Source organism: Streptococcus parauberis NCFD 2020 (assembly GCF_000187935.1).
GTDB lineage: Bacteria > Bacillota > Bacilli > Lactobacillales > Streptococcaceae > Streptococcus > Streptococcus parauberis.
Map to the genome: position 1 here is coordinate 2,071,485 of NZ_AEUT02000001.1, position 26,065 is coordinate 2,097,549.

25 protein-coding genes are annotated in these 26,065 nt (G+C 37.3%); 16 read left to right on the forward strand and 9 right to left on the reverse strand.

Annotation, left to right across the window (positions count from 1 at the left end; all coding sequences use genetic code 11):
• Window positions 1-41 precede the first annotated feature (41 nt).
• Window positions 42-1,289 (forward strand): DNA/RNA non-specific endonuclease, encoded by a 1,248-nt coding sequence (locus SPB_RS10455; RefSeq protein ID WP_003102555.1) that lies wholly within the window; start codon window positions 42-44, stop codon window positions 1,287-1,289.
• A 30-nt stretch (window positions 1,290-1,319) separates the two neighbouring features.
• On the opposite strand, the gene SPB_RS10460 is transcribed toward SPB_RS10455, so the two are convergent.
• The 6 genes from SPB_RS10460 to SPB_RS10485 all read right to left on the reverse strand — a co-directional run bounded on the left by SPB_RS10460 (window position 1,320) and on the right by SPB_RS10485 (window position 6,860).
• A complete protein-coding gene (locus SPB_RS10460) occupies window positions 1,320-1,919 on the reverse strand; it encodes an alpha/beta hydrolase (RefSeq protein ID WP_003103369.1) in 600 nt (199 codons plus the stop codon).
• 8 nt (window positions 1,920-1,927) lie between these two features.
• Entirely contained in the window at window positions 1,928-2,536 is a 609-nt protein-coding gene (locus SPB_RS10465; protein WP_003105801.1) for a flavin reductase family protein, read from the reverse strand.
• Between the two features lie 17 nt (window positions 2,537-2,553).
• A complete protein-coding gene (locus SPB_RS10470; protein WP_003105711.1) occupies window positions 2,554-3,444 on the reverse strand; it encodes a VOC family protein in 891 nt (296 codons plus the stop codon).
• An 11-nt stretch (window positions 3,445-3,455) separates the two neighbouring features.
• On the reverse strand, window positions 3,456-4,415 hold the full coding sequence (locus SPB_RS10475; protein ID WP_003104770.1) for a VOC family protein: 960 nt from the start codon (window positions 4,413-4,415) through the stop codon (window positions 3,456-3,458).
• A gap of 101 nt (window positions 4,416-4,516) precedes the next feature.
• Window positions 4,517-6,589 carry a cation:proton antiporter gene (locus SPB_RS10480; protein ID WP_003103075.1) on the reverse strand — a complete coding sequence of 691 codons (2,073 nt, stop codon included), beginning with the start codon at window positions 6,587-6,589 and terminating at the stop codon, window positions 4,517-4,519.
• Window position 6,590: 1 nt separating this feature from the next.
• The gene (locus tag SPB_RS10485) at window positions 6,591-6,860 is read right to left on the reverse strand and encodes a hypothetical protein (protein ID WP_003105467.1); all 270 of its coding nucleotides are present in this window, start codon (window positions 6,858-6,860) and stop codon (window positions 6,591-6,593) included.
• Window positions 6,861-7,188: 328 nt separating this feature from the next.
• Between SPB_RS10485 and SPB_RS10490 the strand changes: the two genes are divergently transcribed.
• The 8 genes from SPB_RS10490 to SPB_RS11570 all read left to right on the forward strand — a co-directional run bounded on the left by SPB_RS10490 (window position 7,189) and on the right by SPB_RS11570 (window position 15,615).
• The gene (locus SPB_RS10490; RefSeq protein WP_003104168.1) at window positions 7,189-7,389 is read left to right on the forward strand and encodes a cold-shock protein; all 201 of its coding nucleotides are present in this window, start codon (window positions 7,189-7,191) and stop codon (window positions 7,387-7,389) included.
• 177 nt (window positions 7,390-7,566) lie between these two features.
• Window positions 7,567-8,034, forward strand: a complete 468-nt coding sequence (locus SPB_RS10495) for a CtsR family transcriptional regulator (protein WP_003103836.1) — start codon at window positions 7,567-7,569, stop codon at window positions 8,032-8,034.
• Window positions 8,027-10,471 carry an ATP-dependent Clp protease ATP-binding subunit gene (locus tag SPB_RS10500; RefSeq protein WP_003102418.1) on the forward strand — a complete coding sequence of 815 codons (2,445 nt, stop codon included), beginning with the start codon at window positions 8,027-8,029 and terminating at the stop codon, window positions 10,469-10,471. The genes SPB_RS10495 and SPB_RS10500 overlap by 8 nt, the downstream gene beginning before the upstream one ends.
• A 194-nt stretch (window positions 10,472-10,665) precedes the next feature.
• Entirely contained in the window at window positions 10,666-10,950 is a 285-nt protein-coding gene (groES, locus tag SPB_RS10505) for a co-chaperone GroES (RefSeq protein ID WP_003105909.1), read from the forward strand.
• A 37-nt stretch (window positions 10,951-10,987) separates the two neighbouring features.
• Complete coding sequence (gene groL / locus SPB_RS10510; RefSeq protein ID WP_003104684.1) at window positions 10,988-12,616, forward strand: chaperonin GroEL; 1,629 nt, start codon at window positions 10,988-10,990, stop codon at window positions 12,614-12,616.
• 224 nt (window positions 12,617-12,840) lie between these two features.
• Window positions 12,841-13,557, forward strand: coding sequence for a hypothetical protein (locus SPB_RS11560; RefSeq protein ID WP_003105434.1), 717 nt, complete (start codon window positions 12,841-12,843; stop codon window positions 13,555-13,557).
• An 84-nt stretch (window positions 13,558-13,641) separates the two neighbouring features.
• Window positions 13,642-13,977, forward strand: coding sequence for a hypothetical protein (locus tag SPB_RS11565; protein WP_003103479.1), 336 nt, complete (start codon window positions 13,642-13,644; stop codon window positions 13,975-13,977).
• A gap of 153 nt (window positions 13,978-14,130) precedes the next feature.
• Window positions 14,131-15,615 carry a G5 domain-containing protein gene (locus SPB_RS11570; protein ID WP_003102539.1) on the forward strand — a complete coding sequence of 495 codons (1,485 nt, stop codon included), beginning with the start codon at window positions 14,131-14,133 and terminating at the stop codon, window positions 15,613-15,615.
• A 127-nt stretch (window positions 15,616-15,742) separates the two neighbouring features.
• Here the strand turns inward: SPB_RS11570 and SPB_RS10520 are convergent, their stop codons facing one another.
• A complete protein-coding gene (locus SPB_RS10520; protein WP_003105600.1) occupies window positions 15,743-17,239 on the reverse strand; it encodes a C69 family dipeptidase in 1,497 nt (498 codons plus the stop codon).
• Window positions 17,240-17,443: 204 nt separating this feature from the next.
• Here SPB_RS10520 and SPB_RS10525 point away from each other — a divergent pair, with 204 nt between their 5' ends.
• On the forward strand, window positions 17,444-19,081 hold the full coding sequence (locus SPB_RS10525) for a zinc ribbon domain-containing protein (RefSeq protein ID WP_003104793.1): 1,638 nt from the start codon (window positions 17,444-17,446) through the stop codon (window positions 19,079-19,081).
• A gap of 28 nt (window positions 19,082-19,109) precedes the next feature.
• On the opposite strand, the gene SPB_RS10530 is transcribed toward SPB_RS10525, so the two are convergent.
• Together SPB_RS10530 and SPB_RS10535 are read right to left on the reverse strand one after the other, a co-directional pair.
• Window positions 19,110-20,012 (reverse strand): RluA family pseudouridine synthase, encoded by a 903-nt coding sequence (locus SPB_RS10530; protein WP_003104974.1) that lies wholly within the window; start codon window positions 20,010-20,012, stop codon window positions 19,110-19,112.
• Window positions 19,990-20,175 (reverse strand): hypothetical protein, encoded by a 186-nt coding sequence (locus SPB_RS10535; protein WP_003105537.1) that lies wholly within the window; start codon window positions 20,173-20,175, stop codon window positions 19,990-19,992. The genes SPB_RS10530 and SPB_RS10535 overlap by 23 nt, the downstream gene beginning before the upstream one ends.
• A 240-nt stretch (window positions 20,176-20,415) precedes the next feature.
• On the opposite strand from SPB_RS10535, the gene SPB_RS10540 reads away from it, so the two are divergent.
• From SPB_RS10540 to SPB_RS10560, 6 genes are all read left to right on the forward strand, one after another.
• Complete coding sequence (locus tag SPB_RS10540) at window positions 20,416-20,802, forward strand: RidA family protein (protein WP_003102746.1); 387 nt, start codon at window positions 20,416-20,418, stop codon at window positions 20,800-20,802.
• A gap of 32 nt (window positions 20,803-20,834) precedes the next feature.
• Entirely contained in the window at window positions 20,835-23,159 is a 2,325-nt protein-coding gene (gene pbp2a, locus SPB_RS10545) for a penicillin-binding protein PBP2A (RefSeq protein WP_003103424.1), read from the forward strand.
• A gap of 48 nt (window positions 23,160-23,207) precedes the next feature.
• Complete coding sequence (gene rpmG, locus SPB_RS11155; protein ID WP_003100347.1) at window positions 23,208-23,360, forward strand: 50S ribosomal protein L33; 153 nt, start codon at window positions 23,208-23,210, stop codon at window positions 23,358-23,360.
• 11 nt (window positions 23,361-23,371) lie between these two features.
• On the forward strand, window positions 23,372-23,548 hold the full coding sequence (gene secE, locus SPB_RS10550; RefSeq protein WP_003103586.1) for a preprotein translocase subunit SecE: 177 nt from the start codon (window positions 23,372-23,374) through the stop codon (window positions 23,546-23,548).
• 149 nt (window positions 23,549-23,697) lie between these two features.
• Window positions 23,698-24,237, forward strand: a complete 540-nt coding sequence (gene nusG / locus SPB_RS10555; RefSeq protein ID WP_003104173.1) for a transcription termination/antitermination protein NusG — start codon at window positions 23,698-23,700, stop codon at window positions 24,235-24,237.
• Window positions 24,238-24,436: 199 nt separating this feature from the next.
• Window positions 24,437-26,062, forward strand: coding sequence for a YSIRK-type signal peptide-containing protein (locus SPB_RS10560; protein ID WP_003104054.1), 1,626 nt, complete (start codon window positions 24,437-24,439; stop codon window positions 26,060-26,062).
• The last annotated feature ends 3 nt before the right edge of the window (window positions 26,063-26,065 follow it).

Genomic DNA, 26,065 nt, shown 5'->3' on the forward strand with positions numbered 1-26,065 from the left:
GCTTTTTTTATTTTTTCTATTATTTATTAGGAAGTTAGATTATGAAAAGAAAATCAGGGAGATCACAGTTAGGACTTGGGAAAATTATTCTTTGGGTCTTTTTATTGTCTCTTTTAGTTGTACTATTACCTTTTCTAGGGGCGATTGGCCTAGCCGCAAGTACCTATTTTGCGCTGTTTCAAAAAAATTGGAAGCGAGCAGGCGCTGTCTTGGTAGCAGCTTTGTGCTGCTTTGCTCTGACAGGATTAGTGTCAAACTCTCAAACAACTTCAGGCAAGAATAAGGATTGGAATCAGTCAAACCTAGTTTCTAGTAGTAGTAAGCCTGAAAGTAGCTCTACTGATTCTACTAGCACTGCCACTAGTTCTAGTCAGCTAAATACTAGTTCGTCTTCTATAAATAAAGAAGAAAGTCAAATCAGCGCGAGTCAATTCCAAAGTAATGGCCTTTTAGAATTTACAAAGAAAAAACAGCTTTATTTAGCTCCATTGGATCGCTTGGGCCGTGCAACTTTGGGGCACATTCAGTTACGGGATGCTGATGAGCCGGTGAATAAACGTAAGAACCGCATTTCTTATAATCCAGTTGGCTGGCATAACTTTAAATTTCCATTTGGTGATGGAACTAAGGAAGCTTGGTTAATGAATCGTGGGCACTTAGTGGGTTATCAATTCAGTGGCTTAGAAGAGGATGGTAAGAATCTCGTACCAATGACTGCTTGGCTCAATTCGGGGAATTATGCGGGCATGGATTCTGGCAATGAGGAAGGGATTCTCTATTATGAAAATCTTCTTGACAGCTGGTTAGCTAATCACCCTAATTATTGGTTAGACTACCAGGTTAAGGCTATTTATCAAGGAGATGAATTAATTCCGCGTCAAGTTGAGTTGCAGTATGTTGGGATTGATCAGGAGGGCCAGCTTTTACAAATTTCTTTAGGTGGCGACAAAGAGTCAGTGGATGCTTACGGCATTACAAAAGTAGCTTTAGAAAATCAGTCTCCGAATGCAACCATTAATTATGTTGATGGGAAGGCCCAAGGCCTAGTCGCAAAAGCTCAAGTGGTCGAAAATCAAAAAACTGTTCCAGCTCAGCCTTCATCTAGTTTGGAAGCACAAGCACCAGCTCAAGATCCAAATCGAATTGTCTATGTAGCTAGCCATGGGACTTCAGATGCTTATTGGTATTATAAAGAAAGCATGCCGTCAACAACTAAACTTGAAAATGTTGTTGAGATGAAAGAAGCAGATGCTATCAGCTTAGGCAAACATCATTCCTTAAATGAATAAAAAAGTCTGGACCCCTAAGTCCAGACTTTTTTATAGTTTGTTTAGCCATTCTTTGGCAGCTTGCAAACTGGCTTGCGTGATTTGGTGACTGCGAACCCAAAAACTAATGATTTTAGCTTGTCTTTCTTCAAAAAGATCGACTACATGTTGGCTGTCTGCTAGTGAAACAATAGGGTCATCTTGACCCATTGAAATGAAGACTTGTGTTTTTTTAACATAGGGCGTGCTATGTCTGGGCTCCAGTGGATACATGGGAGCCATCAGGATAGCTTGTCTAAAAGGACTATCTTCTTGCAATAATAAATTAATTGCCATATTTGCACCATTTGAGAAGCCGACGAGGACTAGGTTATCTAGTTTAAAATCTTTTTCTTGGCTTTTGGTGATAATGTATTCTGTTAGGCTTTGCCCTCGCATCTCAAGGACGTCCAGATCAAACTGTCCTTCCGCTTTTCGTTTAAAAAAGCGCAGAGCACCATTCTCCGAAACATCGCCCCGCAGGGAGAGGACCGTAGCATTAGGATTGAGGTAGTTGGCAATTGGTAATAGATCTTTTTCGTCACCACCTGTTCCATGCAAGAGCACTAAGGTGGGTTGATTTGGTTGTCCAGATTTGAAGAGTGATTTCATAATTCCTCCTAGGGTCGTGGGATGGTCAGGGTTTGACCAAGCTTGGCATAGTCATTTCCGGCTAAACGGCTGATAGGATCGAGTTGATCAGCTAAGACGTGGGTTTTCTGATATAAGGCATCTTCTAAATGATAAGCTTGAACCGACAGTAGTAGGAGGTCCGCTATAATCTGCTCATCCGCCCCTTTGATTGGAACGTGTTGGTAAAGCTTAGTCTCAAAACGAATAGCTGACTCTTTAACCCCAGGCGTTCTAATTGTCGAGGAGTCAATCATGGTCATGCCAGTTAGATTAAGTTCACTTTCATTATGCGCCAGCTCTTTTGCAGCCTGATTGACAGCTTCTAAATTATGACTGGACACACTATGAATAACAGCTTCGCCACGCTCAAGTATATTGATAGTGGTATCTTTTGGTTGACCATTTTTGCGTTGAATGCTGACGGATAAGATAGCTGGATCATAAGAGACAATGTTATAAAAGCTAAAAGGAGCCAAATTAACAATCCCCTCAGCAGAGAGAGTTGATAAAAAGGCAATTGGCCGAGGAATGACACTACCAATCAAAATCTTATATTGATCTTTGGCTGATAATTGAGATGCTTCAATAGAAATCATAAGGATCCTTTCTAAGTTTATAAATCAAGTGGCTCCAAATTCTGAATCAGTTGCTGGCGCTTCTGCTCAAGTCTAGATGGCAGTTGTAAGTTTTGACCCAAAGAATCGACAGGCTCATCAACTGTCAAACCTGGAACTTTTGTGGCGAATTCAAAGATTACCTTACCAGGTTCTCTTAAGTAAATGGATTGGAAATATTTGCGGTCACGGATAACAGTGACATTGAAACCTTGGTCGGTTAGTTGCGTTTGTTTTGCTTTCAGCTCTTCTAAATCATTGACCAGCCAAGCAATATGGTGAACGGTTCCTGGTCCCATTTCTCCTCGTTGATAATTAACCTTGGGAATAATGATTTCCTGTTCAGAATCACTTTTAAAGGTGAATGATATTGTTAAACCGTCTTCAAAAGCAGGTGCAAGCCCCAAGTTTTTTTGGAGAAATTCTTGACTAGCTTTATAGTTAGAAGAGAGTAAATAGGAACCGTGGAGTCCGGTGATTGATGGATTCTGACTCTTGTCGCTTGTTGCTACTAGGGCTATATCTAGGTTATCAAGGTCACTAAAGAACAAGGCAGGCTTCGTTCCCCATTGGCTTTCTTGGAAAGCAATGTTAGCCTTCTTCAATTTTTGACGCCAAAAATCTAATGCATTTTTGGGAACGCTGAGAGCAATACGTCCGACTTGTCCACTACCGATTTGACCAGCTTTGCTATTTCCTAAAGGGAAAAAAGTTAGCAAACCTTGGTGGTTATGGGGGCTACTGTAATAGAGGTGGTAGTGGCTAGGGTCGTCAAAATTGACGGTCTGTTTGACCAGTTTTAGGCCGAGCAAGTCTCTGTAAAAGTGGATGTTTTTGTTAACGTCGCCAACCATGGCACTAATATGGTGAATTGATGTGATTGTGGGCATCCTTTGCCTCCTTAGGATCTTTTAGTATCAAAGGGTCTAATGGCCGCTTCAATAAAATGACGTTTTGGTTCTAAAAATGGCGGAAGTGATAAGGCTTCGCCTAAAGTTTCATAGGGTTCATCTGTCATGAAGCCTGGTCCATCAGTAGAAAGCTCAAGTAATATATGACCAATTCGCGAATAGAGGGCTTGGAAATAGAAGCGATCAACTAGTCCTGAGCTCATGATACCCAAGGCATTATATTTTTCGGCCCAATGTTTGATAGCTTCTTGGTCAGCAAGTCGGAAGGCCACGTGATGGACCAAACCATAACCTTGCATTTCTTGTTGGTCACTTTCCTTGTGACGTAAGATAACTTGCCCGCCATGTCCACCTTTGGCAACTTCTAAGATAGCGTAATCTGATTCACCTTCCAGGATACGCATTCCATAGACTTGGATTAAATAGTTTTTGAAGTCATCAAAGTAAGAAACCGTGATTTCAATTGGTCCTAAGCCGTAGATTGCTTTATCCGAAGGTACGGGACCATTCTTCCAAGGTTGACCAGCAGGAACTCCCGAATTGTGTTGATCAGAAACTAATTGATAGCGTTGGCCATCTTCTTCTTCAAATGGGAGAGCTTTATGACCAAATAGGTCGATGATACCATCATGTTTGACTCCAAACTGGTTAAAACGATTTAAGTAATAATCTAGTGCTGCGTCATTTGGCACTCGAAGTCCAATCCGGGTAATTCCGTTTGTACCACGGACGCCCTTTGGATTATTGGGAAAATCAAAGAAAGTCATATCTGTCCCAGCTGAACCCATGTCGTCTGCGAAGAATGTATGATAAGTATGAATATCATCCTGATTAACAGTCTTTTTGACCAGACGCATTCCTAAAATTTCCGTCACAAAACGATAATTTGCTTCAGCACTATTGGTCATCGCCGTAACATGATGGATGCCAAGTAAGTTTGTTTGAGTCATATAATACCTCCTAATATAACAAATCATTTTTCTACCTATATATTATCACTAATTAGTAATAAAACAAAAGATTTGCTCATCAAAAAAGAAGTAACTTCAAGTTACTTCAATTGGTGTCGATAATTTATGATATCGTAGACAAAGTTTGGTGAATTATCACGCAGAGAATAGCTTTCTAATTCATTAACTTCATCACGAAGTTGTTGTGCTTCTCTAGCTGTGATATGACCAGCAACTTCAAATTCATGAATCGTTTGTCGTTCCAGATAGTAACCATGAATCCGTTCACCGCTAGAATCTGGGATAAAGTTAGCAATCACCCGCTCAACAAAAAGTCCAGACTTCATCAATTCAGCATTTTGAATCCTTTGATTCTGTAAAAAATTAACTAATGACGAATTGTAAAAGCCTTCTAAGTCTTCCAGTGATTCGAGGATTAATTCTATATTAGCTAAATATAAATCCGTCAAATGGTCCCGATTTTCTTCAGATAAACGGATTCTAGCTTTTTGTAAACTGGTCAAACTCGATTTCAAGTCGCTACCGACAGACCACATCTCATGAATGACATGTCGAATAACACGGAGCAAAATGGTAAAGGAATAATTAAAACTTGAGATAAAACTTCGGTTAACTTGACGTTCCATTGATTTTAGGTAGGTTTGATAAATCCGATACTCAAAAATTGTAATATCTTTGTGGCGAAAGGCGTGTTCTAGTCCTTCATTTTCAATAGCAAGCATCAGCAGTTGTAACTCAGCTAATTCCTCCTTGACATTATTTGGCTCTTGTTCCAAGATTAGATTCTCAATCCGACGGTTATAGGCATCTAAGACATAGTATAATCCAGCTTGATTTGCTTGAGCTTTTTGTCCTTCTGTCTCTAATTTTTTGACAACTGACGTTAAAATATCAATCTTAGTTAAATAGTTCTCTGTCGACCGAGCAACAGGCGCTAAGTGGGGTAGAACCAGTAAGCCAATCAAAAAACTAAGCAATGTAATTGCACCGACTGTAAACAAAGTCAATGAATTTTTGTAAGTATCAATCTGCGGAATTAAAAGGATAATGGCTAAAGAAACACTCCCTTTAACTCCTGAAAAAGTCAGAAGATTAACAGTAGGTAAGTATTTTTTAAAAGCTTTGTGGTACTTACGACTTCTGAAAAAGAAGTAAATGATAATTGTTAGGTATCTTATAAGGAATAGGAAAGCTGTCAAAATAACCACGATAAAAAGTAGGTAGACATTGCTATAACTTGGACTAGCTAAAAGGGGCCCAGTAAATTGGGTTAGTTCGACGCCAAAAATAATGAAGACTAAACCATTTAGTATAAAATTAATGGTTTCCCAGATAATATTTGTGACGCGGTCAACTTGCGCATCAAAGAGGGTAACTTTTTTTATCCGATTTGCTTGCATCACACCGGCTACAACGACGGCAATGATACCTGAGACATGAAGCATGTGTGCAATGAAGTAAACGACAAATGGGAGAGTTAATTCTAACAGAAGCGCACCAGTCACGTCTGCTGCATCAAATTTTTCAAGCACCGACAGAAAGATTCTGTTGAGTAGAGCAAAGATTAAACCAATAACAATTCCACCCAAAATTGAAAAAAGTAGATTTAAGCCTGCATCGGCTAGGGAAAAATAGCCTGTGACCAAGGCTGTTAGTGCAAACTGAAAAGCAACAAGTGCACTAGCATCATTCAACAAACCCTCAGAAGTTAAGGTGTTTTTTATCCGATTGGGGAATTTGAAGCGTTTGGCCAAGGATAGGAAGGCTACGGCATCGGTTGGCGCTAGGGCCGCTCCCATGGCAAAACAGAGGGCTAATGGTAATTCGACCGGAAGTAAGGTTTTGATACCATAACCCATAACAATTGTGCTAATCATGACAGCAGGTAAGATTAAATAGAGAACTAAACCTCTTGAACGGATAAAGCTTTTGACATCACTTTCCTGACCTTCTCGAAAGTTAAGGGGGGCAATGACAAAGGCTAAGAAGATTTCTGGATCAATGATTAAATGGTGACCTTTATTAAAAATGCCAAACAGGATTCCGAAAAAGAGCTGAATGGCAGGTAGGGGGATTTGTGGAAAAATCCGATTGATCACATTTGATAAAATGAGCGAAAGGAGGAAGGTAATGACCAGTATTGGAATTGACATATTAAGGGGTGTCCTGACCTTGTTTAGAGTTACTTTCTTTGCGGAATTCTTCTTTTAACAAAGCAATCTTTTGATCAATTAATGAAATATCCTCATGCTCAATCAGTTTGTGACAACGCTCTTTTTCTAAGCCAATCAATTTTTTCTTGATTTTCTTAGCTTTTTTAAGATCTTTGCAAGTGAAATCTCCGCAGTCAGCTGTTTCCATTTTATCGTAAAGGTATTTTTGACGCATTTCTTGAACACGACTAATAATATTTGACTCTGTCAATATTTGTACTCCCTAGAAACAAGCTTCTGTTCCTTATAACTATAATATATTTTAGATGATAACTTGTTTTTAAAATAAAACAAATTTAATCTCTTTATGACACATTTTAGCCTAGAAAATAAATTAACTCAAGAAAAAACTCTAGCAAAATAAAAAAGCGTTTTCTATTCACTTTATTTTAAAAGCGCTTTTAATGTTTTTTCTTGACTTTACTATAACAGTTTGATACACTTGACTAGTAAATTAGTTTGTGAGTTAGTATATGTGTTCCACATCATCGTTTCTCTCTATTTTTACACAAGAATTTATGGAAAGGAAGTAGATGATTATGGCACAAGGTACAGTTAAATGGTTTAACGCTGAAAAAGGTTTCGGTTTTATTTCAACTGAAAACGGGCAAGATGTCTTCGCACATTTTTCAGCTATCCAATCTAATGGTTTCAAATCTTTAGATGAAGGACAAAAAGTGGAATTTGATGTTGAAGAAGGTCAACGTGGCCCTCAAGCAGTAAACATCGTTAAATTGTAATTTACAATTAAACATGCATAAATGATGAGTACCTTCTGGTGCTCATTTTTTTGTTTAATATAGTCAGATATTTCCATTTGCTTTTAAGGATAGCAATTTGTTATAATTAAAGTCAGTTTTAGTCAAATAGGGAAACAACCTTGTGAATGAGTAAGTATTAATTAAGGGAGTGAGATTATGCCAAGTAAAAACACATCGGATAGTATTGAAGAGTATATCAAAGAACTTCTGGAGCAATCTGGGATTGCAGAAATTAAACGGTCTTTATTAGCTGACTCTTTTCAGGTTGTACCTAGTCAGATAAATTATGTCATCAAAACGCGCTTTACTGAAAGTCGTGGTTATGAAGTAGAGAGCAAACGCGGTGGCGGCGGTTATATTCGTATTGCCAAGGTGCATTTTTCAGATAAGCACCAATTAATTGGTTCCATGAATGCAATGCTTGGTGAACGCGTTAGCCAACAAGTGTTTACAGATTCGATTCAAATGCTTTTTGATGAAAATCTTATTACTGAGCGAGAAGGAAACATTGTTCTTGCTATGGCGACGGACGATGTATTAGGTGAAGATGCTCCAAGCATCCGTGCAAAGATGTTATATCGTTTGTTACGTCGTATTGATAGAAAGGGAAGCATTAATGATTGATTACTCAATAAAGATGCAAGAGATATTTAAACAGGCCCAGTACCAAGCAGCTCGCTTTGGCAGTTCGCATTTGGAGACCTGGCATATTCTCTTAGCAATGGTGAAAGAAGAAGGTTCCCTAGCAGGATTAGTTTTTAGTGAATTTAATAATAAAATTTCAGAAGAAGAATATGAAGCAGCTGCAATTTTGGCCGTGGGAAAAAGTCCTCAAGATGATATTAAAGAAGTACATTTCTTAGGTCAGTCCAAGACTTTAACCAATATTCTTAAGTTTTCTGAAATGATAAGTTTGGTTACAAATGCTTCTGAAGTAGGTTCAGAGCATGTTCTTTTTGCAATTTTGTTAAATCCAGATATTATGGCTGCCCGACTCTTAGAGATGGCTGGCTTCAAAATTAAGGATGATGGACAAGGACAACCAAAGCTTGCTGATCTCAGAAAAGCTATTGAAATACAGGCGGCATATAGTAAAGAAACAATTAAAGCTATTCATGAGTTACGAAAACCTAAAAAAGCCAAAGGTGCTGGATCTTTTTCTGACATGATGAAGCCGGCTAGTACAGCTGGAGACTTGTCAGATTTCACCAGAGACCTAACGGAAATGGCCAACCAAGGATTATTAGAACCAGTTATCGGCAGAGATAAAGAAATCACACGGATGATTCAGGTTCTCAGTCGTAAAACCAAGAACAATCCTGTACTAGTTGGAGATGCTGGTGTTGGTAAGACAGCCTTAGCTTATGGACTAGCTCAACGGATTGCCAATGGATCAATTCCTTATGAATTGCAAGATATGCGGGTCTTGGAATTAGATATGATGAGTGTTGTTGCGGGTACACGTTTCCGTGGGGACTTCGAAGAAAGAATGAATCAAATCATCGACGATATTGAGACGGATGGTCAGATTATTCTTTTTGTTGATGAACTACATACAATCATGGGTTCTGGTAGTGGGATTGACAGTACTTTAGATGCAGCAAATATTTTAAAACCTGCTTTATCACGTGGAACGCTCCATATGGTAGGTGCGACAACACAAGAAGAGTATCAAAAACATATTGAAAAAGATGCAGCTTTATCTCGTCGTTTTGCGAAAGTGCTTATCGAAGAACCAAATTTGGAAGATGCTTATCAAATTTTGTTAGGACTAAAAGGATCTTATGAACGTTTCCATAATGTTTCAATTTCAGACCAAGCGGTCAAGACGGCTGTTAAGGTAGCTCATCGCTATTTAACCAGTAAAAATCTTCCTGATTCAGCCATTGACTTATTAGATGAAGCAAGTGCAACGGTTCAAGGGTTAGTCAAAAAAGAAAAAGCTTCCATCTTAACACCAATTGATCAAGCTATTCTAGAGAAGGATTTCAAAACAGTTTCAAAACTATTGAAAGCTCAAGTTAATAACAAATCTGCAAAGCCTACACTAGTGACTGAAGATAATATCATGTCTACACTAAGCAAGTTATCAGGAATTCCTGTTGAAAAACTAACCCAAGCAGATAGCAAAAAATATCTTAACTTGGAAAAAGAATTGCATAAGCGTGTGATTGGTCAAGAAGATGCTGTATCAGCAATATCACGGGCAATTCGTCGCAATCAGTCAGGAATTAGAACAGGCAGACGACCTATTGGTTCATTCATGTTCTTAGGGCCAACGGGAGTTGGTAAAACAGAATTAGCAAAAGCTTTAGCAGAAGTTCTCTTTGATGATGAGTCAGCACTAATTCGATTCGATATGTCCGAGTATATGGAAAAATTTGCAGCTAGTCGATTAAATGGGGCACCTCCAGGCTATGTCGGCTATGAAGAAGGTGGCGAACTGACAGAAAAGGTTAGAAATAAACCTTATTCTGTTCTACTATTTGATGAAGTTGAAAAAGCCCATCCGGATATCTTTAATGTCCTATTGCAAGTTCTAGATGATGGGATGTTAACAGACAGTCGCGGGCGTCGCGTTGATTTCTCAAACACCATTATTATTATGACTAGTAACTTGGGCGCGACGGCCTTACGTGATGATAAAACAGTTGGTTTTGGTGCCAAAGATATTTCTCAAGACCACCAAGCCATGGAAAAACGAATTTTGGAAGAATTGAAGAAATCCTACAGACCAGAATTCATTAACAGGATAGATGAGAAGGTAGTCTTCCATAGCCTCAGTCAAGAGGATATGAAAGAAGTAGTGATGATTATGGTTAAACCATTAGTTACTAATTTGGCGGAAAAAGGCGTTAGTCTGAAAATTCAACCATCGGCCCTCAACTATCTCTCAGAGGAAGGCTATGATGTGGAGATGGGGGCAAGACCACTCCGAAGAACGATACAAACGCATATTGAAGATAAACTGTCAGAATTGATTCTTTCTGGCGACTTATCTAGTGGACACCAGTTGAAAATAGGAATGTCCCATGGCAAATTAAAATTTGACATAGAATAAATAAAAGGCTGAGGATGACACTCAGTCTTTTTGTCTAGTTGGAAAAACCAAAATATTTAAACTATTGAAATTTTTGCTTTATAACTAAGTATTTTTTTCTTGACTATTTTTGACCAAGTGATAAAATAATAGAGTAAGTTAGCACTATCTATAAGAGAGTGCTAAATTTCTAGTAATTAATAGGAGGCATACACATGATAAAACCTTTAGGTGACCGCGTGGTCGTGAAATTTGAAGAAGAAAAAGAACAAACTGTTGGCGGCTTTGTTCTTGCTGGAGCTCATAAAGAATCAACTAAAAAAGCTACGGTTCTTGCTGTTAGTGAGACAGGATTGCGTACCATTACAGGTGATTTAGTTCCTCCAGTTGTCAAAGTTGGTGACAAAGTTTTAGTTGAGAATCCTGGTTTGGATGTTATCCTCGATGAGGAGACTGTAACTGTTATTCGTGAATCAGATATTTTAGCCATTATTGACTAATATACAGTATAGATAAGGATAAGAAAGAAGGATAATTATGTCAAAAGATATTAAATTCTCAGCAGATGCGCGTGCAGCAATGGTCAGAGGTGTCGATATTTTAGCTGACACTGTCAAAGTTACATTAGGCCCTAAAGGTCGTAATGTAGTTCTTGAGAAGGCATTTGGATCACCATTGATCACTAATGATGGGGTTACAATTGCTAAAGAAATTGAGTTAGAAGATCATTTTGAAAATATGGGAGCAAAACTAGTGTCAGAAGTTGCTTCAAAAACCAATGATATTGCTGGTGATGGAACAACAACTGCAACTGTATTGACTCAAGCAATTGTTCGTGAAGGACTAAAGAATGTTACTGCAGGTGCCAATCCAATTGGTATTCGACGTGGGATTGAATTAGCTGCAGCGACAGCTGTCGAAGAACTAAAAGTAATTGCCCAACCAGTTACAGGAAAAGAAGCCATTGCGCAAGTTGCGGCTGTTTCTTCACGTTCAGAAAAAGTTGGAGAGTACATTTCCGAAGCCATGGAACGTGTTGGCAATGATGGTGTCATCACTATTGAAGAATCACGTGGAATGGAAACTGAGCTAGAAGTAGTTGAAGGAATGCAGTTTGACCGTGGTTACCTTTCTCAATACATGGTAACAGACAACGAAAAAATGGTTGCTGACTTAGAAAATCCATTTATTTTGATCACTGATAAAAAAGTATCAAACATTCAAGAAATTCTTCCACTCTTAGAAGAAGTCTTAAAAACAAACCGCCCATTATTGATTATTGCTGATGATGTTGATGGTGAAGCCTTACCAACATTAGTTTTAAATAAAATTCGCGGAACATTTAATGTTGTTGCCGTTAAAGCACCAGGATTTGGCGACCGTCGTAAGGCTATGTTAGAGGATATTGCCATTCTAACAGGTGGAACTGTGATTACTGAAGAGCTTGGTTTAGAGCTTAAGGATGCGACAATAGCAGCGCTAGGCCAAGCAGCTAAAATCTCTGTGGATAAAGATTCAACAGTTATTGTTGAAGGTTCTGGCGGTGCGGATGCTATTGCCAATCGTGTTGGCCTAATTAAATCCCAATTAGAAACAACAACGTCTGAGTTCGACCGTGAGAAATTGCAAGAACGTCTAGCTAAGTTAGCGGGTGGTGTGGCAGTTATCAAGGTTGGTGCTGCGACAGAAACTGAGTTGAAAGAAATGAAGCTCCGCATTGAAGATGCTTTGAATGCTACTCGTGCTGCTGTTGAAGAAGGGATCGTAGCTGGTGGAGGAACTGCCTTTATTTCAGTGATTGAGAAAGTTCAAGCTCTAGAACTTGAAGGTGATAATGCGACTGGTCGTAACATTGTCCTTCGTGCCCTTGAAGAACCAGTTCGTCAAATTGCTTATAATGCAGGTTATGAGGGGTCAGTTGTCATCGATCGTTTGAAAAACAGTCCTAAAGGAACTGGTTTCAATGCTGCCAATGGTGAATGGGTTGATATGATTGAGACAGGAATTATTGATCCAGTTAAAGTAACACGTTCTGCATTACAAAATGCAGCATCAGTGGCCAGTCTTATTCTTACTACTGAAGCAGTTGTAGCTACTAAACCAGAGCCAGCTGGGCCAGCTATGCCAGGTGGAATGGACCCTAATATGATGGGTGGAATGATGTAGTATCTAATAAGAATTTATTACTATAATAAAAGAAGTTGCACAATGCGACTTCTTTTTAATTTTATTTTTAAATTATTTTGTAAAGGGTAGTGCTATGTGCTACAATCAAAGTGAATAAATAGAAAAATTAAAAATGGAGAGAGACCGCCATGTTTAGGGATAAAAAACAAATTTTTAGCATTAGAAAAACGCTTCTTGGAGTAGGAAGTGTTTAATTAGGTGTTATGCTAACAACACAAATGATAGCCGCTGATGAAACTGTTGCAGACGTTACTGTAGCAACCACCCCATCCCTCGTCGCTGAGGCGCCTGCAATAACCACTAAAGTAGTTGAGAAAGCTGCAACAATTACCCTAACAGATACTTCGACAGCTACAACACTTAGTCCAGATGTTACAGCTGCTGCAGTTGGTGATTCAGTTGTTACAGAAACGGTCATTGCTAGTCCTATTCGTTATGTATCTGATGATACTCAGCCTGAAGGTTACCAAGCAGTACAGACTCAAGGAACTGATGGTAAATTGATTACAACTACAGTAAATGGCGTGTCTACAGTCCAACGGATTGAGCCTACAGAAACTGTTATTGTGATGGGGATAATGCCAACAACAACGACAGAGATGATTGCACCAGCTATAACTGAATATAGTATTGATGTCACAAAACCAGTTGTCACCGATGTAATTATTCTTGGCCAAGATGGGACTAAAACAACTACAACAACTAATATTATTCAAACAGAAACAACAGATCCAGCCAGCCAGGCTGTCTATGATGATAGTTATAAATGGATAGACCAAACTTTCTATCATGTTGATACAACTCAGACATTACCAAGTGATCGGATTGTTCTTGATACATTGTTTGTGGATAGACCTCCGTTGACTGCTGATTATAATACTACTGAATCAACTGTTCGTGAACTTGCTCAATACAGTTAGAACTATATATATGAGTATCTAACAGTAACCAATCCTGATGGAACAACTACACAAACAAGATATATTAGAACAATCACGGCTGAAATGTCAGACCCAACAGATACACAATTACGTAGTTTGCTTGGTTTGACAGATGATGCGGCATTCTATTCACGTTTGTTGACAACAGCTCAAGAAGATATGTGGACAGCATCCGCACAAGACTATGGTATAGAAATAGTACCAGAAGATTTATCAACATCGACAGATGACTTTTTGAGATATGATAACAGTAATATTATCAATGATGCCTTTTATGCTGATATCAAGGCAGATTATCAACGTGCCATACTAGCTGAACAAGAGTTAGAAGCACTTGGTTCATGGACAACGCAACAGCAGACAGATATGAATATATTACTGACCGGTTCAATTCATTAACACGTCGCTATAATAATTATAAAGGCAGTATTTCTACGTCAATTGATTACAGTAATACGACAATGATGTCTGATACACAAAAAGCTGATTTTGAAGCCAGAATTCATGCTCTCCCTGAGGAGTTACAGCGTATCATTGCTGACTTGGTAATTTATGACAATGAAATTCCAGGGAACCTTAGGTTTAGCAAATTCAGCTGCCCAATCAATTGCTTTGAAATATGAGGCAAGCAATACTAGTTTGATGGAAACTGTTCTCCATGAAATGACTCATATTATCGACTTCAAGAGTGGTTTATATGTTGAGACAAGTGATAGAAATACTGATGGTACTCTTGACACTGTTCCGGCCTTATCTGATACACAAGAATTTTTAGATATCTACCATACCTATTTTGATCGTAGTGATGTTTGGCCTTACTATAGAGATAATAGTTCTGAAGCGTTTGCTGAAGTATTAAGTCAGTATATTATGCACCGTCTATTTGGTTCACCATATGCTACTTATGTTCCAAATCCATATACTGGTGATGCATATGATCCAGGTAATGGGACAGGCTATAGTCCATTTGCAGCTACTGAATTCTACTTTGCTAGTCTCTTTAATAAATTATTTGAATACCCAAGAACAGCAACTGTTGTTCCTTATGTGACAACTATTACGCAAAAAGCTCCTATCAATGGTCAAGTTATTTATGGAGCAATGCCAACAGATTCCACAATGACAACTGCTTATAAGACAATATATGTTGCCGATCCAAATAAAGTATATGATCCAACTGGTCAAACAGATGTCGTAAAGGCAGGCGCTGATGGTCAAAAAACAGTGAGAATTACCTATTCATTAGATGCTAATAATCAATTGGTAGCTACAGAAACTGTTATTTCTGACACAGCTGTGCAGGACCAAATTATTACTAAAGGTACTCAACCAACAAGCACTGATACGGCAGTGGCTATAACAGTGGTTTATCAAGAAGTTACAGACAATTCATTAGCTGACTGGCAAGTTAAGGTTGTTGATAATGGACAAGCAGGACTTGTCAGCACAGCAACAACTTACATATTAGATCCAACAACTGGAGTGATTACTCCAGCAACAACGACAACTACTGTAACACCAATGAAACCAATGATTGTTCAATACAAAGTTGGTGTTGATAAAGTAACAGCAATTGCTTACCAAACAGAGTATCGTGATAATCCAACTTTACTAAAAGGTACACAAGTTGTTGTGACTCCTGGTGAAGATGGTCAAACTACTCAGTCTGTTCAATCTTATGATTTCATCCAAGATGGGGCAAATAGCCATTTTACTAATGTTCAATATGGTAATCCTGTAATTATTGATGCTCAAAATAGAATGATTGAAGAAGGAACTTATGTTGCTCCCGAAACACCAGATGAAAATCCAGCAGAGCCTTCAAAACCAGAAGCTAAACCTCAACCTGTGGTTGTGAAAGATACTAAGAAGGAAATTCTAACAGTTGCAACTCCAAAAGAGAAAACTCCTGTTAAAGAAGCGCAGCTTCCAACAACCGGAGACAAAGCTTCTAGCTTCTCTGCAATTGTTTCAAGTTCAATACTCTTGGTTACCGGCTTAGCTTTATCAAAAAAATTAAAAAAAGATAGAAACTAAAAGTTTAAGCTAACTTTAAGTCAGTCTGCCTATAATTAGGTTATCTCTATTTCTTCTTGCATTACCAAGGAGAAAAATTTCATAACCTCCTTAAAAGCCCTTAAGAATTCTTAAGGGCTTTTATTGTTTATTTTTTATTTGACTTTATGTTTTTTTGAACTTGTTTTTCCATTTTGCTTTCAATTTCTTTTAGACGTTTGAATGTTTTTTCAGCACGGTCCATTGAAGATTGGTCTGCTTTTTCTTGAGCGGCTGTTGGATCAGATTGCTGTAAATCACTAACTTCTTTGTTAATTTGATCTTGTTCAGTCATCCAAGTTTTTTCTAATTCCTTCATTTCGTCAACAACTGATGTGCCGAATTTTTTAGGATATTTAGCAGCCATATCATTGATGTGTGAAATTGTCCAATACCAAGAATCTTTATTGTATTTAGTGCTAGTTTCCTGATATGCTTCATAAGTTTTAGTGATATTTCCTAAGTATGGAAGATATGGTGCATTTCTTGGGCTACCAATTGATAACCACATAACACCACCACCTAGTTCTGCTGGAATACCATCTTTAAGTTGGAAAACATGTGCTTCCATAACGTTTGGATTTGAAATTGGATAAGCATAGCCTTTGACAGCCTCTTTAGATTTAGGTTTTCCTTTGCCATCAAGTTCCATTTGATCTAAAGGTTTCAATTCTAAACCTTCAAAACGGTTACGTTGAAGTTTAATGGCATCTTCTAAAGTGAATTTTTTATCAGTACTTTGAAGTAATTCAAAATTATCATCTTTGTAGGTTACTTTAGAATCTGGGTCGAGAGATTTAATACCTGAGAAGGTACGTGATCTGTTTGCATCATCCATTGGTGGATTGTATGATTGAGAGATATGGAATTGACCATCAACTTCTTTATAAGTTTTAGCTTCTTTAGCAAGCTTTTCAACATCAGCTGAAGCAATGACATTTTCTTTATCAGTTAAATCAACATGACCTAGATAGAAAGTGTTAGGGAATACTGCGAATTTATCATCTGGGAATTTCATCGCTACATATTGGTGGCCAGATAAAATTTCCATGTACCAGATACCGTCTTTATCAGCGATAGTTACGATATTACCTTCGGCAGAGCCTTCTTCATCAACAATCTTAGCAATTAATTCAATACCTTCTTTAGCGGTTTTTACGCTTGGTAAAATCACACTTGGCATTGACGATTCTGCAATTCCGTCTTCAACATATGGGTCTTTCTTTTGAATCTTTTCATTTGCTGATGCGGATACAGTAGCTGACATAGATACACCGAATTCATTCATACCAGCTTCATCATATACACCATATTTTGGAGTAACATCAGGGACAGCAGTGTATTTATAAGAATGACTTGGTAATGGGTATTCAAATCCATTGGACTTATCTTTCCATATATCACCATCTTTATTATCTTTTGCTTGTCTAACAACAAAAGTTTTATTATGATTTGGTTCTAAATCCTCCGTACGACCATAGAGTGTACTGCCGTCTGTGGTTAAATCTTTACCAATGATGAAACCAGTACAGGCATCTACTGAACTTTGCAAAGTGAATGCTGTTAATAATGCTACAGCTCCTAAAGTTATTTTTCTCGTGTTCATCATGAACCTCCAAATAAAATATGTGAGCGCTTCCATAGTTATTATAGTGCACATTAGTTTATTTTTCAATAGGCTTCTTAAATTATTTCATTTTGTAAATTATCTAAATTTTAAAACCTATTTTTATTATTTACCTCACATTTTCCACAGTTCCGATGATTAAATTTTGATATAATAATAATGAAAAAGGTGAGGTGATTAGATATGAGCAATATGTTTAAGAAAAAATGGGTTAAGGTAACTTCAGCAATTTTAGTAACCTTAATGCTTGTACTAGTGGCTGTTGGTGCTTATTTTACTTCAAAATCTGCAGTGATTCATAATTACGTATCAGCAAGAAGTAATAAGCAAGGGGCAGCTTTTGAAAATATCAAAGAATATCTAGTTTGGGCAGATACCAATAAAAAAGTAACCAATGACCAAGCACAATATGCTAACTTCGAAAAGTTTGATCGTAATGAACTAAAAAGTCAGGAAAATAAGTTAAAAAATGCGACAGCTGAGGATGATTATTATGTCAAGTCGGTCGGCCGTAAATTTCTCATTTTCCCAGATTATCGGATTGCCATAAGACCTATTCAATTAGAAATAAAAACAAATGTTCCATCGGTAGATATTATGCTGAATAAGAAGTTGGTAACGACATCTAATTCAGAAAACTTTTCAGCTAAATTGGAACGTATTCCAGTCTCTAATTATGTAGCTAGTTTGGATGGGCAATATAAAAATCGTTCAATAAAAGTGAGTAAAACATATGATGGTTCTTCAAAACTCATTGATTTAACGGTAGTCTTTAAAAATTTCTCTGTGACAAGTAATTCAAAAGAGGGTGAAATGTTTGTCAACGAGAGCCCAATTGGGATGCTTAAAGATGGTTCCTATGATGTCAAAGATTATCCGATGACAGAAATAGCAGATGTTTATCTAAAAAAATCATTTGCTGATGGGGATGTTACTTCAAAAAAAGTTAAACTATCAGACATAAAAGAGAATGATAAGGTCGCACTAGACTTTGAAAATCAGTTGGATCAAGCTAAGGCAGGACAATATTTAATATCTGTTTTTGACCAATTGATGTTTTATAATTCTAACAGACAAGACCCTGCTAATTTAGGAACTATATTTGAAGGCGGAGCTAATAACGATTTTTATAAAGGGTTGAAAGAAAGTATCAAATCAAAAATGGAAACCGATAAACGACTGGCTTCCAGCTTTGCAATTCCCAATATCGTCCTTAATGGGTTAGCGCAAGTAGGTAAAGAATCCTTTTTAGTTGATTTTGCTGCTACGTATGACTATACCTATAATAAGGAAACGGATAAGGAAAAAGGTTCTTCTGGTCATATCCTACAGGAGCTAACTGGAGAACTTGTCTTAAAGAAATCTGGAAATGGGTATGTTGTTAGCCAAAAAGGTGCTAAAAACATAAGTGTAACTAGTGAGAAGAACCAAATTAAGGAACCTGCCTTATTGCCAGATGGCGTAGTTGGTACTTGGAAAGGTGAAAAAGATGATATCACCTATACTTTAACAATTGCTCAAGATGGCACAGTTACACGTAAAGTTGATTTTAAAGATCCGAAGAAACCAGATGAAAATAAGGTTGCCAAAATTACCAATTCTGAGGATAAATCAAATGGCAATTATCATCTAACTTTCGCAACTCCAACTGACGGTGGTATTATGGTAATTGGCGGCGGTATTGGAGGAGCAGGTATCCAGTATACTTATGGTTTTAATCTCTCAGGAGACAGTTTGACACCAGTTGTATGGCAAACGGCTATGAATTCTGAATTTGATTTCAGTAAACCACTTCCAGGATTAACCTTGAAGAAACAATAAAAAAGTTAGGATTTATTCCTAACTTTTTTTATTTAAGTAGTTCTTCAAAGCTGGTTGATTTGGCTTGGACCGTTATCAATTCTAAAGTTAAAGGATGAACGAGTTGCAATTGATGGGCGTGCAACATTAACCGCTCCTTATTTGGATGAGATTGATATAAAGGGTCGCCAATGATAGGAAAACCGTGATAACTTAAGTGAACCCTAATCTGATGCGTCCGACCGGTTTCTAATTGGCAATTAACCAAACTTCGATTAGAAGGATAGACTTTTAGTCGCGTGAGATTGGTAATGGCAGTCTGACCATTTTTGGGATCAACAACTCGCTTGCGTCGATCATGACGATGTCTACCGATTTTATCTTTGTAAACCAAACTTTTTTGAGGAATCTGTCCGCCAACTAAGGCCCAATAATCCCGATGAATTTCTCTCTTTTCTAAAAGCTGATTCAAAATTGGTAAAATAAATGGATTTTTAGCAAAGACAATGGCTCCACTGGTCTCCATATCCAAACGATGCACGACATAACAGGTTTGCTGACAAAAAGCACTAACATGATTGAGCAAAGCTAATTCTTCAGGTTGATTAGCATGGGTTTTCATCCCCTCAGGCTTATTAACCACAATAATGTTTTCATCCTCGAAAAGGCAATCCACTAAAGTAGCATCACCCAAAAGAATGGATTTCTCGGGATAATCATCTGGATCAAAGTCAAGTGTTATTAGATCGCCTTTTTTTACTGGGCTTTGCCAATTGATGCTCTCGTTATTGATGAGTAGATTCTTTTTAGTGCGCAAGAAATGTCTAATCTTGCGAGGGATCAAGAGGTGCTCTTCTAATAAAGTTTTGACACTAGTATCGGGATAGGGATTCGGAAATGATACAGTAAATCCTTTGTTTGGGGTGGTTTTAGTTTTCATTAAGCCAATCATGGTATTTTTCTACTAAATTAATTGCCATCTGAGTTGCTAAAGCAGCTGAGAAAGCTTCAGTTCCTTCACGTTCATCATTAGCAACTTCCAAGCGAGTTTCGTCATATATAGCTTTCAAGCTTTCAGCAGATAAAGTTTCTTTAAAAGCATCAAATTTTTTCATAATATTATTTCCTCTTCATTTAAATATACTTAAGATAAATCCTTCAAGATATTGTTATTATACCATTTTTTGATGGCAAAATTGGTTTTGATATGCTATTTGGGATAGTCAGTCTAATTCTCTAAAAATGAGAATCTTTACAAAGTGACAGCTAGATTAAAAATTACATTTTTTTGTATAGCTTTTAGGAAATTATTGCTATAATATGGTGTAATCAAATCTTAGGTGAGGATAAGAGAAATGAAAAGTATTAGACGTTATGATGTGAATGAAGAATGGGCTCATACAGGATTGGTAGAAGCTGGCGATTTTTATTTTCTCAATTATTGTGTTGGCGAAATTGGAGCACCAATTGAAGATCAAATCAATGGGGCTTTTGATGAAATGGAGCGCCGTTTAGGTTTGGTTGGATTAACATTAGAAGCAGTTGTCAAAATGGACTGCCTTTTCCGAGATGTGTGGAATCTGCCAATCATGGAAAAAGTAATTAAAGAAAGATTTAATGGTAAATACCCTGCAAGAAAATCAATTCAAACTGAATTTGCACACCAAGGTGGCTCAGAAGGGCTTCTCTTTCAAGTTGATGGTATTGCGTTCTCAAAACCAGTCGTGATTTCAGGTGAATAGCAGGAAAATTACCATAGTGGTATAATATCTCTATGACATTTTTAGAATTATTGCAAAAAAAGTTTACTCCCAAACGTTATCAGGAGAAACAACAAAAAAAAGAACAAAGTGGATTTGCTGAGAATCATCAAGCTTTTCAAAATCGAAGTCATTTTACAGAAGCTAGTAGTCAAGATGCTTCGGAACAAACGACTTCACGCTTTAAAAGAAGTCACGATACTGAAAAGCAACACAAAAACCAACCAGCATGGTTAAAAAAAATAGAAGCTATTTTACCATCACCACAACATCCGATTAGACGCTTTTGGCGTCGTTATCATATTGGGAAAATTATCCTAATCATGGTCAGTTTGGTGGTTTTGGTGATTGGCTCCTATCTTTTTTACTTGTCTAAAACAGCCAAGGTTTCAGATTTGCAAAATGCATTAAAAGCAACGACGGTTATTTACGACAAAAAAAATGAATATGCTGGTTCACTGTCAGGACAAAAAGGAACTTATGTCGAATTAGATACTATTTCACCTAATATGCAGAACGCTGCTATTGCTACGGAAGATAGAACTTTTTATAGTAACAATGGTATTAATATTAAACGATTTTTACTTGCTGTTGTAACATTAGGTAAGTTTGGTGGCGGATCGACGATTACCCAACAATTAGCAAAAAATGCCTATTTATCACAAGATCAGACCATTAAACGAAAAGCAAGAGAATTTTTCTTAGCCTTAGAGTTAACCAAGAAGTACAGTAAAAATGAGATACTGACCATGTATCTCAATAATTCTTACTTTGGAAATGGAGTCTGGGGTGTTGAAGATGCCAGTCAAAAATACTTTGGGACTAGCGCAGCTAATCTGACTCTCGATGAAGCGGCAACCCTAGCCGGAATGCTAAAAGGGCCAGAGATATACAATCCCTACTATTCTGTTGAAAATGCTACAAACCGTCGCAATACAGTTCTTTCTGTCATGGTAGATGCTGGTAAAATTACTAAAGATCAAGCAAGTCAAGCTGAGCTTGTTGGGATGGGAGACCGATTAGACAATACCTATGTCGGAAAATCAGACGATTATAAGTTTCCTTCCTATTTTGATGCTGTTATCAATGAGGCAACGACTACTTATGGCATTTCTGAAAAAGATATTGTTAACAATGGTTATAAAATTTATACAGAACTTGACCAGAATTACCAAACCGGCATGCAAACGACCTTTAATACAGCTAGTCTTTTCCCTGTTTCGGAGCAAGATGGCACATCTGCTCAAGGGGCAAGTGTTGCTTTGGATCCTAAAACGGGGGGTGTTCGAGGCCTAGTTGGACGGGTTAATAGTGATGGAGAACAAAGCTTTAGGAGTTTTAACTATGCTACTCAAGCTAGCCGTAGTCCGGCTTCGACAATTAAGCCATTGATTGCCTATACTCCAGCTATTGCTTCAGGCTGGTCAATTGATAAAACACTACCAAATACTGTTACCGACTTTGATGGATACAAGCCCCACAACTATGGTAACGTTGAGTCTGAAGACGTCCCAATGTATCAGGCATTGGCCAATTCTTATAACATACCAGCAGTATCGACTGTCAAAGAATTAGGAATCGATAAGGCCGTTTCCTATGGAAATAAATTTGGGCTTAATATGGATGCCGCACAAAAAGAATTAGGGATTGCATTAGGTGGAGGTGTCACAACCAACCCACTTGAGATGGCCCAAGCATATTCTGTTTTTGCCAATAACGGTGTCATGCACACAGCTCACCTTATTACTAAAATTGAAACAGCAAGTGGTAAGGTCATTAAAGAACATAAGGATCAATCAAAACGTGTCATTAGTCAATCTGTTTCAGATAAAATGACCAGTATGATGCTAGGAACCTTTTCAAATGGCTCGGCTGTGAATGCTAATGTCTATGGTTATACAATGGCTGGTAAAACAGGTACGACAGAAACAGATTTTAACCCTGATTTATCTAGCGACCAATGGGTTATTGGTTACACACCGGATGTGGTTATTAGTCAATGGATTGGTTTCAATAAAACAGATGAAAATCACTATTTAACTGGATCTAGTGCAGGAACGGCTTCAACCATTTTCTCAACTCAAGCTTCCTATATCCTTCCTTATACAAAAGGAAGTCAGTTCGAGGTTGATAATGCATATGCGCAAAATGGGATTTCAGCAGTTTATGGTATTAATGAGACCAATACGGAGACTGCGCGTGATTCGCAAGATATTATCGATAACATTCGCAAACAAGCAGAAGATGCTTCTAAATCAATATCAGATGTAGTTGATAATTATGGTCTCAAGGAAAAAGCTAAGAACCTCTGGGATGGTGTTATAGACTACTTCAGATAACTTGCGTATTTCCCTGAATCGTGTTAGAATAATTTCTACGGAGGCGTTATGGCACAGAAAAAAGCAAGCCTAGCGTGTGTGGATTGTGGAAGCCGAAACTACTCGATTTCGGTCAGTAGTACGCCTAAACCGACACGACTAGAAGTTAATAAATTTTGTAAACATTGTAAGAAATATACCTTACATAAAGAAACACGTTAGAGGAGAGCCTGATGGGATTTTTTGGTGGTATTTTTAAAGTTTTAAAAGATACAACTTGGCCAAATAAAAAACAACGTTGGAAAGATTTTATCTCAGTACTTGAGTATACAGCTTTCTTTACAGTTATTATCTTTATCTTTGACCAATTATTATCAAAAGGTATCTTAAGCATTATTAATTATTTCTAAACTGAAAAAGTAGACCTAGTCAAAGACTAGGTCTTTTTTTGTAGTCCAACTTACAAATGATTGACAGACCTAGGTTCATCGATTATAATGAAACTAACAAAACCATTCCAAAAGCCGCTGAAGGCTTTTTTCTGATGAAAGGAAATTTTATGTTAGACTCTTTTGATAAAGGTTGGTTTGTCTTACAAACTTACTCAGGTTACGAAAACAAAGTTAAAGAAAATTTATTATTACGTGCCCAAACTTATAACATGTTAGACAATATTCTTCGTGTTGAAATTCCTACTCAAACAGTAAATGTTGAGAAAAATGGACAAAGTAAAGAAATTGAAGAAAATCGCTTCCCAGGTTATGTCCTTGTTGAAATGGTTATGACAGATGAAGCTTGGTTCGTTGTACGTAACACACCTAACGTTACTGGATTCGTCGGATCTCATGGAAACCGTTCAAAACCAACACCACTATTAGAAGATGAAATTAGAGCTATCCTCCTTTCAATGGGTCAAACTGTTGATGTCTTTGACACTAATATTAAAGTAGGTGACGTGGTCCAAATTATTGATGGTGCTTTTATGGGACAAGAAGGACGCGTTGTTGAAATCGAAAACAATAAAGTTAAGCTTATGCTTAACATGTTTGGTTCAGAAACAATTGCAGAAGTTGAACTGTATCAAATCGCAGAGCTTTAATAATTAAATTAAAAGATCACAGATGTGGTCTTTTTTTGTGCAGACTAATATCCAAAATATATATAATCACTTCAAAAAATGAACTGAATTTAATGCATTTATCATATTGACTTAATTTAATGGCTAAAATATAATAAAGTTATTGTTGACGGGAATCGATATTGCCGAAAAAGACATTCTTTAATATAAAGGAGTAAAAATGAAAGAAAACAAACAAATGAAGTACTTTCTCAGAAAGTCAATCTTTGGATTAGCATCAGTATCTGCAGCATTTATTGTCGGAGGAAGTTTTGTATCTGCTGATGAAGCAACAATTATTAATCCAGATAGTGAAATTGAGAAATTAAATCTTGATACTGATGATAAAGAAATGTATAAGAATGATTTGTTGTACTATAAGTCAGATAAAGAGGCAATTAATTCTATTTTATTAGATGCTAAGGGTGACAGTGCAAAAAATGAAATCAAGAAGTTAAAATTAGATGCGGATATTCAAAACAAATATTTTGACGAAATTGATGAAATAATAAAAAAAGGACAAGATAGTGAATCAATAAAGAAAATTGTTGAAAATGCCACAACGGAATCCAATGCTACAACGGAATTATTAAAAAATACAGAAGTTGATTCTTATAAAAATATATCGGACGCTGAATGGCTTAAAGCAGCAGAGGATGCAGAAAAATCAAAAATTTCTGAAGATGAAGACCAAACTACAGAAGATGCTGAGGAAGACGACGTAGAAACTGTGTCTGAGGAAAGTGATGCTGAAGCCGATGTTAATGCTGAGGAAGATATGGAGGATGAAGAAGACGAAGATGAAGTAGACGAAGATGAAGTAGAAGACGAAGACGAAAATGAGGATGAAGAAGAAGATTCTGTAGACGAAAATGAGGATGAAGAAGATTCTGTAGACGAAAATGAGGGTAATAATGAAGATCCAAAAATCAACATTACTCCAAGTCCAAAAGAAAAAGAAACAAAAGAATCTCGTCAAGCTATGCGTGATAAATTGATGGCTGAGACAAAAGAACGTGAAGCAAAAGCTGCTAAAGAACGACTTGAAAAAGAAAGAAGTACTGCTTTGACTGAGTTAGATCATCTTGGTGCAGGTCGTCTCTTGAAGAATATTGTCTCAACAGCTAAAACAGTAGAAGGCATCAAAGAGTTTATGGCTATCACACGTCCTAGTCTTGAACATGCAATGAAAGTCAAAGCTACAAGTGGCTTAACTGATTTCTTAAAATCACAACGTTCTGCAGAAGATACAGTCAAGGATATTATTCTCACTAATGCTAAAAATGCAGCGCTTAAAAAATTAGAAAAACTTGGTGCAACTGATCATCTGAAAGAATTAGTTGAAAATGCTAAAACAGTTGAAGATATTCGTACCTTAATGGCAGAAGCAACTCCATCATTAGAAGCAACTCTTTCAAAAGAAGAAGCAGATCAAGTTGCTCCGGAAGTTTCTGAAGAAGCACCAATGGGTTCTGAAAATCCAATGCCAGAAGGTGTTGAGACAGACACTGAATCAAGTGAAATCCTTAACACTGACAAAGATGTTGAAAGACAAGCAACAGGCAAATCTGTTCTAGCAGACACTGAAGGAAAAGCATCGGCACCATTTGTGCAAACAGATGCAAAAAAACCTGCAATGGAAGCAACTAAAGAAAAAACACCTGTAAAAGCTGAAGAAACTAAAAAAGCGGATCAACACTTGCCGGTAACTGGTGAAAAAGTAAATCCATTCTTTACAGGAGTTGCTTTAAGTATCATTGCATCTGCCGGTATGGTGGCATATTCTACCAAACGTAAAGAAAATTAAAAT

Bases quoted from the DNA above. Each gene is read 5' to 3' on its own strand.
- groL (WP_003104684.1), top strand. From the start codon at position 10,988: ATGTCAAAAGATATTAAATTCTCAGCAGATGCGCGTGCAGCAATGGTC.
- SPB_RS10455 (WP_003102555.1), top strand. From the start codon at position 42: ATGAAAAGAAAATCAGGGAGATCACAGTTAGGACTTGGGAAAATTATT.
- nusG (WP_003104173.1), top strand. From the start codon at position 23,698: ATGTTAGACTCTTTTGATAAAGGTTGGTTTGTCTTACAAACTTACTCA.
- SPB_RS11565 (WP_003103479.1), top strand. From the start codon at position 13,642: ATGTCAGACCCAACAGATACACAATTACGTAGTTTGCTTGGTTTGACA.
- SPB_RS10480 (WP_003103075.1), bottom strand. From the start codon at position 6,589: ATGTCAATTCCAATACTGGTCATTACCTTCCTCCTTTCGCTCATTTTA.
- SPB_RS10535 (WP_003105537.1), bottom strand. From the start codon at position 20,175: ATGAAAAAATTTGATGCTTTTAAAGAAACTTTATCTGCTGAAAGCTTG.
- SPB_RS10470 (WP_003105711.1), bottom strand. From the start codon at position 3,444: ATGCCCACAATCACATCAATTCACCATATTAGTGCCATGGTTGGCGAC.
- rpmG (WP_003100347.1), top strand. From the start codon at position 23,208: ATGGCACAGAAAAAAGCAAGCCTAGCGTGTGTGGATTGTGGAAGCCGA.
- SPB_RS10465 (WP_003105801.1), bottom strand. From the start codon at position 2,536: ATGATTTCTATTGAAGCATCTCAATTATCAGCCAAAGATCAATATAAG.
- SPB_RS10475 (WP_003104770.1), bottom strand. From the start codon at position 4,415: ATGACTCAAACAAACTTACTTGGCATCCATCATGTTACGGCGATGACC.
- SPB_RS10460 (WP_003103369.1), bottom strand. From the start codon at position 1,919: ATGAAATCACTCTTCAAATCTGGACAACCAAATCAACCCACCTTAGTG.
- secE (WP_003103586.1), top strand. From the start codon at position 23,372: ATGGGATTTTTTGGTGGTATTTTTAAAGTTTTAAAAGATACAACTTGG.
- groES (WP_003105909.1), top strand. From the start codon at position 10,666: ATGATAAAACCTTTAGGTGACCGCGTGGTCGTGAAATTTGAAGAAGAA.
- SPB_RS10520 (WP_003105600.1), bottom strand. From the start codon at position 17,239: ATGAACACGAGAAAAATAACTTTAGGAGCTGTAGCATTATTAACAGCA.
- SPB_RS11570 (WP_003102539.1), top strand. From the start codon at position 14,131: ATGACAATGAAATTCCAGGGAACCTTAGGTTTAGCAAATTCAGCTGCC.
- SPB_RS10495 (WP_003103836.1), top strand. From the start codon at position 7,567: ATGCCAAGTAAAAACACATCGGATAGTATTGAAGAGTATATCAAAGAA.
- SPB_RS10490 (WP_003104168.1), top strand. From the start codon at position 7,189: ATGGCACAAGGTACAGTTAAATGGTTTAACGCTGAAAAAGGTTTCGGT.
- SPB_RS10525 (WP_003104793.1), top strand. From the start codon at position 17,444: ATGAGCAATATGTTTAAGAAAAAATGGGTTAAGGTAACTTCAGCAATT.
- pbp2a (WP_003103424.1), top strand. From the start codon at position 20,835: ATGACATTTTTAGAATTATTGCAAAAAAAGTTTACTCCCAAACGTTAT.
- SPB_RS10540 (WP_003102746.1), top strand. From the start codon at position 20,416: ATGAAAAGTATTAGACGTTATGATGTGAATGAAGAATGGGCTCATACA.
- SPB_RS11560 (WP_003105434.1), top strand. From the start codon at position 12,841: ATGCTAACAACACAAATGATAGCCGCTGATGAAACTGTTGCAGACGTT.
- SPB_RS10500 (WP_003102418.1), top strand. From the start codon at position 8,027: ATGATTGATTACTCAATAAAGATGCAAGAGATATTTAAACAGGCCCAG.
- SPB_RS10560 (WP_003104054.1), top strand. From the start codon at position 24,437: ATGAAAGAAAACAAACAAATGAAGTACTTTCTCAGAAAGTCAATCTTT.
- SPB_RS10530 (WP_003104974.1), bottom strand. From the start codon at position 20,012: ATGATTGGCTTAATGAAAACTAAAACCACCCCAAACAAAGGATTTACT.